Raw genomic sequence first — 516 nt, 5'->3', positions numbered from 1 at the left:
CCCTGTCCCTGCGCGAGTTGTCGGCGCCTTCGCTTGCGCGTGTGGACTCGCTCTTCCAGGTGGAGTGGACACCGGTGGCCTCCGGTGGCGGGGCCGCGCTCGACGGAGTGAACGTTTGGCGGGCCGACGGCGGCCAGGTGCCGTCCGCGCTGCATCCCCTGCTTGGGGCGATGCAGGTGGAGAGTGGGAGGCTCGCCGTGGTGACGCGGGGTGCGGTGTCGGTGGCGGGTGAGGATGTCACTGATCTGGCCGGGGCTGCGGCGTGGGGTTTGGTGCGGAGTGCGCAGTCGGAGGATCCGGGGCGCTTTGTGCTGGTGGATGTGGTTGATGGTGAGGTTGAGGCGGCGGTGGGGTTGGCGTTGGCGACGGGGGAGCCGCAGGTCGCGGTGCGGGGTGGGAGGTGTTTTGTGCCGCGGCTCAAGGCGGCTGTGGTGGCGGAGTCGGGGCCGTCGTCGGTGTTTGGTGAGTCGGTGTTGATCACTGGTGCGTCGGGTGCGTTGGGTGGTCTTGTGGCGC

General features: G+C 70.0%; 1 protein-coding gene. It reads left to right on the top strand.

All coding sequences use genetic code 11. From position 1 onward, the window contains the following. Positions 1-41 precede the first annotated feature (41 nt). On the top strand, positions 42-516 hold a 475-nt coding region (locus tag DEH69_RS06400; protein ID WP_147255462.1), incomplete at its 3' end, for a hypothetical protein.

This window comes from Streptomyces sp. PT12 (assembly GCF_003311645.1).
GTDB lineage: Bacteria > Actinomycetota > Actinomycetes > Streptomycetales > Streptomycetaceae > Streptomyces.
The sequence above is the reverse complement of the archived record's forward strand: the minus strand, read 5'-3'. Positions and strand labels throughout refer to the sequence as shown.